Here is a 6,849-nt window from a genome sequence, read left to right as displayed (position 1 = left end):
ATATATATATATATAATACAAATTTTAAGAAAATATCAACAAATGCAAAGGAGGAATATGATATAATCATTATAACAAAAAAGGTAATATTGGAGGTGGTGTTATGACGAAGAAACGTAAGAATCTATTTGCATGGATTTGTTTTGTAGCAATGCTGATTGGAATGAACGGTTATGCGGCAGAACCAGAACAGCCAAAAGAAGATCAAAATACAGATCAGGTTAAGCTTGTAATTCTTCCAGATGAAGAAAAAGATGCTGCAGCGTTAGAAATTGGAGATGCATTCGCGATGAAGCTGTTGCTTGAAAATACTTCTGAAGCAGATATATCTCCAACAATCGTTGTAACATCAACAAGTGAAGAGAATGCAGTAAAGATTGTAGAATTAGAAGCCAACGAACATCTAAAAGCAGTGAGAAAGCTTGAAACAGCTTTAGAAGCAGATGTGACCTTATTAAAAACCCATGAAAAACTGGAATTGCAGATGAAAGCAGTTGTTCCGGAAGAATTGGCAGGTAAGAGTATTGTGCTAAATGCAATAGCGAAAGGTACAGACGATGCAGTATACGGAGCAGCAAATCTGGAATTGAAAGTAAAAGCGGTTGAAGAAGAGAAAACAGAAGAACCGGAGCAGCCAGAGCAGCCGGAAGAGCCAGAGAAACCGGAAGAGGCAGAGAAGCCAGAGCAACCGGAAGAACCAGAACAGCCGGAAGTACTGGAACTGGATGTGAAAGTGGAGGCATTGAATGATCTAAGCGCAATCAAGCGTGGTGAGACGTTTAAAATGGTATTTACCATTACGAATCCGAATAAAACAGATCTTAGGAATGTATTTGTTTCAGCAGACATAGCGAAAGATGAAGATGGAAATGAAACACTTGGCATTGGCAGCATGACAATTTCAGATAAGTTGAAAATCAAAGATCATTCTTTCGAAGTTGGAGAAATAAAATCCGGAGAACAGGTCATTGTGACATATGAAGCTATCATTCCAAAAGATGTGAAAGAAACGAATCTGTACTTTGTTTATCATGTATCCAGCTGGGATTTTGAAAACAATGAACCATTTGCTCAGAAAGGTGGTTTGGAACTTATGACTCTTGCAGAAGATACTCCTGATACGAGCGAAGAGGACAAGAAAAAAGAAGAAGAGTTGAAGAAGCAGGAAGAAGAACTGAAGAAACAGCAGGAAGAAGCAAAGAAGAAGGAAGAAGAGCTGAAGAAACAGCAGGAAGAAGCAAAGAAGAAGGAAGAAGAGCTGAAGAAGCAGCAGGAAGAAGCAAAGAAGAAAGAAGAAGAGCTGAAGAAAAAAGAGGAAGAACTAAAGAAGAAAGAGGCAGAAGCGAAAAAGAAGAAAGATGAGGAAGCCAAAAAGAAAGCTGCTGAGGAAAAGAAAAAAGCTGCACCTAAGACCGGCGATCATACCAATATATCTGTAATTGTACTGTGCATGCTGTTGGCAGCGGCAGTTGTAGTCGTATCTGTCAGAAAGAGGATTCTTAAATAAGAAATTGATTTTCCTGCTCCTAAAATAGGAGTCAGAGAGTCGCTGTAATTGTGAGAACAGCGACTCTCTTTTGTTGTAATTTGCATGTATTAAAGGTATAATGAAAAAAACACACGAAGCAAATAAAAGAAAGTGGCAGGAAGATGGCATGGACAAAAAAGAATGGGAAAAAATAGGAAATTCTGTGCGGGATATCGTGGAAAATGCGGTGAGTTCACAAGATTTTCAAAAATTAAATCAGACAATCAGTAATGTTGTAAGCAGTGCGGCCGACAATATTACAGGAAATATAATGCGTCAGACAAAGTACGCGAAGCAACAGAGAGAACAGCAAGAATTGGCATTGCAGAAAGAAAGAGAAAAAGCAAGATTGTACATCAATGATAAGAAAGTCTGGAGCAGTGGACTTGGAATGGTCATTCCCGGAGCAATTTTGGGTGGGATTTTTGGTTTTGGCTTATTGTCCTTGCTTTTATTGATGGCAATTGGAGAGATGTTTTATCCGGCGATTAAAATTGGTGCAATACTGCTTGGTGTTATTACATTTTTGCTTTTCTGTCTGGTAACAGGCGGGCGCAGAAAGATGAAAGGAATCACCAGATTTCGAAAATATCTGCAGAAATTGCAGGATACGCAATACTGTAATCTGGAGGATTTGGCTGCATATACAGGAAAATCTGTTGGTTATATAAGAAAAGATATTCAGAAAATGATTGAAAAAGGATGGTTTCGGGAAGGGCATTTTGATCGAAGTAAAACTTGTTTTATGACATCAGATAAAGTATACGAAGAGTATCTTATGCTTGAGAAACAAAAACAGGCAGTTCAAGCAGCTGACTTGACATTAGATCAAGAGAAAGCAGAGAAGAAGACAGCGAAAAAACTCAGTGAAGAAGCACAGCAGATCATTCAAAGCGGACAGGACTATATCGGAGAAATCCGGAGGTGGAATGACAGAATTCCGGGAGAAGAAATTTCAAGAAAGATTTCCAGAATGGAGTTTCTTGTGAAAAAAATTTTTGAGAGAATTGAACAACATCCGGAGCAGATAGATGACATTCGCCGGCTTTTAAAATATTATCTTCCTACAACCGTAAAATTGCTGCAGGCATATGCGGAGCTTGAGAGTCAGTCTGTTGATACAGAAACAATACAGAATTCTAAGAAAGAAATAGAAGCAACGTTGGATACATTAAATGAAGCATTTGAGAAAATGTTAGACGGTCTGTTTCAGGATACAGCCTGGGATGTGTCTTCAGATATCTCCGTACTGCATACAATGCTTGCTCAAGAAGGATTGACAAAGAAAGATTTTACAGAAAGGAATAAATAAGAAATGGAAGAGAAGAAATTTGAAGCATTTACAGATACACCTACATTGACGTTAGAACCATTTGCCGAAGAAGAAACTCCGGCAGAAGTTATAAAGACAGAAGAAGAAACATGGAACGATAGTGTTCTGACAGAAGAAGAACAGAAGCAGGCAGAATTGTTTGCTCAGCAGATTGATATTACGAATACAAATATGATTTTGCAGTACGGTGCAGGAACACAGAAGAAAATGGCAGATTTTTCAGAGGCAGCGCTGGAAAATGTAAGAACAAAAGATTTGGGAGAAATCGGTACACTGCTCGAAGGAGTTATCGGTGAATTGAAGAATTTTGATGAAGAAGAGAAAGAAAAAGGTTTCTTTGGATTCTTTAAAAAAGCTTCTAACAAAATGGAGGTTATGAAAGCCAGATATGATAAAGCGGAAGTAAATATTGAGAAGATTACGTCTGCTTTGGAAGAACATCAAGTAAAATTGATGAAAGACATTGCAATTCTTGATAAAATGTATGAGACAAACTTGACTTACTTTAAAGAGCTGACAATGTATGTAGTGGCTGGGAAGAAAAAGCTAGTACAGATTCGTGAGAATGATCTGAAGCAGCTGTTGGATAAAGCGACAAGAACGAATTTACCGGAAGATGCGCAGGCAGCCAGAGATTTAGAAGCATTTTGCAACCGATTTGAAAAGAAAATCCATGACCTTGAATTAACGAAGATGATCGCGATGCAGACAGCGCCGCAGATTCGTCTTGTGCAGGGGAATGATACGATGATGGTAGAAAAGATTCAGTCTACAATTGTCAATACGATTCCGTTATGGAAGAGCCAGATGGTAATTGCCCTCGGAGTGGAAGATTCGCTGAAAGCTTCTCAGGCTCAGCGCGCAGTGACAGATATGACGAATGAGCTGCTGAAGAAGAACGCACAGGCATTAAAAATGGCATCTGTAGAAACGGCGAGAGAGTCTGAGCGGGGAATTGTAGATATGGAGACATTGAAACAAACGAATGCGTCCTTGATCGAGACATTTGATGAAGTGATGAAGATACAGGAGGAAGGAAGGCAGAAGCGCAAGGAAGCAGAACAGGAAATGTATCAGCTTGAGCAAGATCTGAAGCAGAAATTACTTCAGATCCATCGTTAAGAAAGGAGTACAGAATTATGATTATTACAACAACACCATCGGTAGAAGGAAGAAGAATTGTTGAGTATCGTGGAATTGTATTTGGAGAAGTGATTTCCGGTGTGAATTTTGTGAGAGATATTGCAGCGTCTTTCAGCAATTTTTTTGGAGGAAGATCCGGAAGTTACGAAGAAGAACTTGTTCAGGCAAGGCAGAATGCACTGATCGAACTGGAGCAACGCGCGATAGACCGGGGAGCGAATGCAGTAGTAGGCGTTGATATTGACTATGAAGTACTCGGTACAGACAATGGAATGCTGATGGTTACAGCAAGCGGAACGGCTGTCGTAGTGGAATAGAAAGTAAAAAATACCCTGAACGTTGAGGCAAAAGGATTTGCCGAAATGCTCAGGGTATTTTTATAATTGCTGATGCCTTATTCTTCTAAAGAAGTTGAATGCCATGTGCCAGTGCCTCCCGGGCAATTTCATCCGGCCATACAGAAGACTGTACTTCGCCGATATGTGCCTTGCGCAGATAGAACATGCAGATACGTGACTGTCCGATTCCGCCGCCGACGGTGTAAGGAAGCTCACCGTTTAAGAGAGCTTTCTGGAAGTCCAGTTCTGCTCTGGCTTCACAGCCGGAAAGCTTTAGCTGACGGGCAAGTGAACGTTCATCTACGCGGATACCCATAGAAGACAGCTCTAAAGCAATATCCAGTACAGGGTAGTAAACGATGATATCGCCGTTTAAGTCCCAGTCATCATAGTCTGGTGCACGTCCGTCATGTTTTTCTCCGGAAGCAAGTACTTTGCCAATCTGGGAAATAAATACAGCTTTCTTTTGTCTGGCAATTTTGTATTCTCTTTCTTTTGCTGTGCAGTCCGGGTATAGATTTTCCAGTTCCTGTGATGTGATAAATGTAATCTCATCCGGAAGAAGCGGTTCAATATAATTGTAACGTCTGGAAATATACTGTTCTGTATCTTTCAAGGCAGAATAAACTTTCCGAACAGTGTATTCCAGTGTTTCAGTATTGCGCTCTTCACGGGAAATAATTTTCTCCCAATCCCATTGATCTACAAAAATGGAATGAATATTATCGGTATCTTCATCGCGGCGTATTGCATTCATATCCGTGTAAAGGCCTTCTCCGGAATGAAAATCATAGCGCTTTAGCGCCAGACGCTTCCATTTAGCAAGGGAGTGAACAATCTCAAATTCAGCGTCATTTTGTTCGCGCACGCCAAAGGAGACAGGGCGTTCAACGCCGTTGAGATTATCATTCAGACCAGTGTTCGGATTCACAAAAAGCGGAGCAGATACACGAGTCAAATGAAGAGCTTTTGCAAGCGCACGCTCAAAATGGTCTTTTACTTCTTTGATAGCAACTTCGGTTTCTCTAATATTCAGTGGAGAAATGTAGTGATCCGGAATGTATAAATGTTCCATAACAGCATACTTCCTTTCTGGGCATTTTATATACCTAATAATATAGAATTCGCTCTGTTCGAATGTCAAGTGATTTTTATAGTTTTCTAAAAAATTATAAATTATTTTTAAGAAACAAATTAGAAAGACTTTAGAGTTCAGTCATAAGGGTGTCACAATTGATTGTTAGAATCAGAATATAGAGTGAGGGAAGAGAAAATAAAAGGCATATTTTTAATCTTTGTGTCATATAGATGATAATGTCGGTATTCGAAAATAAGGAGGTACAGCATATGAAGCAAAATGAGAAACAGACAGTAAAAGGTGTTATATCAATTGAAGAATACCTGAAAAAGAGAAAAGAGAATTTAACGAAACGTCAGATAGGGGCAGAGAACAGAAAAAGTTCTGCGCTGATGCTTGCAGAACTTTATATTTGAGCAATGGAGTGATGAAAGCTGTCTAATTGTCATCAGAAGAATCTGGTTTATTTCGGTCAGAAAGCCGGGTAAAGAGTACGATACCATAGCAGAGAACCGGGACAATGAGTGATAGTGCAATCGAGAATTTGAACATAAGCATTGTCTTTGGATTATCCAGAAGTGCAAAGATTAAAGTACAGAGGTACATTCCAACAAGCAGAAGAACACCAGCTCCTGCTGCGATTCTTTTGAATTTTTTCATGATTATCATCCTTTTTATAAGAATTTTTAAGGATATTATATAAAGAATCTTGGAAAACTGCAAGAAATAGTATATAATATGCAAGTAAAGAATGAAAATATACAAAGGAGTATTTTGAAATGAGTTTATTAGAGCAATGGCATGAAATAGCATATTCAAAAGAAATGGACAGAGCAGCATTACAGAAGTTCTGGAATGCATATTTTTTAACAGAAAAAGGAATTTATGAGCAGCTTCTTTCTAATCCGGATGAAGAAGTGAAAGGAACTGTGAAAGAATTAGCAGCAAAATATGGTGTAGAAGTTCTGACAATGGTTGGTTTCCTTGATGGTATCAACGAGAGTCTGAAGACAGAGAATCCGATTGAGACTATGGATGAAGATACAGTTGTCAGCCTTGCATTTGATAAAGAGAAGTTATACATGAACATGGTAGATGCAAAGGCAGAATGGCTCTATGAACTTCCACAGTGGGATGAGATCTTCACACCGGAGAAAAAAAGAGAACTTTATAAGATCCAGAAGAACTCAGGAACAATCAGAAAGCCGAAAAAGATCGGAAGAAATGATCCGTGTCCGTGCGGAAGCGGAAAGAAATATAAACACTGCTGCGGCAGATAATTAGATGAGGAAGTCAGATGCAGATTGTATCTGGCTTCTCTTTTGGTGCGCCTTGCGGCGCACGTCGCTAATGGGTGAAAGTCCCTAATCCGCCCTAGTAGTGGGAAGGATACAGCCAATGACAAGGGTGTCCACCGTGAGGTGGAATC

The 6,849-nt window shown here is 39.5% G+C and carries 8 protein-coding genes; 6 read left to right on the top strand and 2 right to left on the bottom strand.

The window, feature by feature from the left end:
• Nucleotides 1–103 precede the first annotated feature (103 nt).
• The 4 genes from DWX73_RS13685 to DWX73_RS12545 all read left to right on the top strand — a co-directional run bounded on the left by DWX73_RS13685 (nt 104) and on the right by DWX73_RS12545 (nt 4,321).
• Nucleotides 104–1,507 carry a hypothetical protein gene (locus DWX73_RS13685; RefSeq protein WP_199413564.1) on the top strand — a complete coding sequence of 468 codons (1,404 nt, stop codon included), beginning with the start codon at nt 104–106 and terminating at the stop codon, nt 1,505–1,507.
• A gap of 148 nt (nt 1,508–1,655) precedes the next feature.
• Nucleotides 1,656–2,840, top strand: a complete 1,185-nt coding sequence (locus tag DWX73_RS12555) for a 5-bromo-4-chloroindolyl phosphate hydrolysis family protein (protein WP_158556867.1) — start codon at nt 1,656–1,658, stop codon at nt 2,838–2,840.
• A 3-nt stretch (nt 2,841–2,843) separates the two neighbouring features.
• Nucleotides 2,844–3,983, top strand: coding sequence for a toxic anion resistance protein (locus DWX73_RS12550; protein WP_118349061.1), 1,140 nt, complete (start codon nt 2,844–2,846; stop codon nt 3,981–3,983).
• A gap of 17 nt (nt 3,984–4,000) precedes the next feature.
• Entirely contained in the window at nt 4,001–4,321 is a 321-nt protein-coding gene (locus DWX73_RS12545; RefSeq protein WP_118349060.1) for a putative heavy metal-binding protein, read from the top strand.
• 85 nt (nt 4,322–4,406) lie between these two features.
• Here DWX73_RS12545 and asnA read toward each other — a convergent pair whose 3' ends face one another.
• Nucleotides 4,407–5,417 (bottom strand): aspartate--ammonia ligase, encoded by a 1,011-nt coding sequence (gene asnA / locus DWX73_RS12540; RefSeq protein ID WP_118349059.1) that lies wholly within the window; start codon nt 5,415–5,417, stop codon nt 4,407–4,409.
• A 272-nt stretch (nt 5,418–5,689) separates the two neighbouring features.
• Here asnA and DWX73_RS13590 point away from each other — a divergent pair, with 272 nt between their 5' ends.
• Nucleotides 5,690–5,836, top strand: a complete 147-nt coding sequence (locus tag DWX73_RS13590; RefSeq protein ID WP_158556866.1) for a hypothetical protein — start codon at nt 5,690–5,692, stop codon at nt 5,834–5,836.
• Nucleotides 5,837–5,858: 22 nt separating this feature from the next.
• Here DWX73_RS13590 and DWX73_RS12535 read toward each other — a convergent pair whose 3' ends face one another.
• Nucleotides 5,859–6,080: a hypothetical protein gene (locus tag DWX73_RS12535; RefSeq protein WP_118349058.1), complete on the bottom strand. Its 222-nt coding sequence runs from the start codon at nt 6,078–6,080 to the stop codon at nt 5,859–5,861.
• A gap of 119 nt (nt 6,081–6,199) precedes the next feature.
• On the opposite strand from DWX73_RS12535, the gene DWX73_RS12530 reads away from it, so the two are divergent.
• A complete protein-coding gene (locus tag DWX73_RS12530; RefSeq protein ID WP_118349057.1) occupies nt 6,200–6,700 on the top strand; it encodes an SEC-C metal-binding domain-containing protein in 501 nt (166 codons plus the stop codon).
• Nucleotides 6,701–6,849 lie beyond the last annotated feature (149 nt).

This window comes from Coprococcus sp. AF21-14LB (assembly GCF_003458885.1).
Taxonomy (GTDB): Bacteria; Bacillota; Clostridia; order Lachnospirales; family Lachnospiraceae; genus UBA9414.
Note: the sequence above shows the minus strand (reverse complement) of the source record. Positions and strands in the feature narration are given on the sequence as shown.

Bases quoted from the DNA above. Each gene is read 5' to 3' on its own strand.
- DWX73_RS13685 (WP_199413564.1), top strand. From the start codon at position 104: ATGACGAAGAAACGTAAGAATCTATTTGCATGGATTTGTTTTGTAGCA.
- DWX73_RS12555 (WP_158556867.1), top strand. From the start codon at position 1,656: ATGGACAAAAAAGAATGGGAAAAAATAGGAAATTCTGTGCGGGATATC.
- DWX73_RS12550 (WP_118349061.1), top strand. From the start codon at position 2,844: ATGGAAGAGAAGAAATTTGAAGCATTTACAGATACACCTACATTGACG.
- DWX73_RS12545 (WP_118349060.1), top strand. From the start codon at position 4,001: ATGATTATTACAACAACACCATCGGTAGAAGGAAGAAGAATTGTTGAG.
- asnA (WP_118349059.1), bottom strand. From the start codon at position 5,417: ATGGAACATTTATACATTCCGGATCACTACATTTCTCCACTGAATATT.
- DWX73_RS13590 (WP_158556866.1), top strand. From the start codon at position 5,690: ATGAAGCAAAATGAGAAACAGACAGTAAAAGGTGTTATATCAATTGAA.
- DWX73_RS12535 (WP_118349058.1), bottom strand. From the start codon at position 6,080: ATGAAAAAATTCAAAAGAATCGCAGCAGGAGCTGGTGTTCTTCTGCTT.
- DWX73_RS12530 (WP_118349057.1), top strand. From the start codon at position 6,200: ATGAGTTTATTAGAGCAATGGCATGAAATAGCATATTCAAAAGAAATG.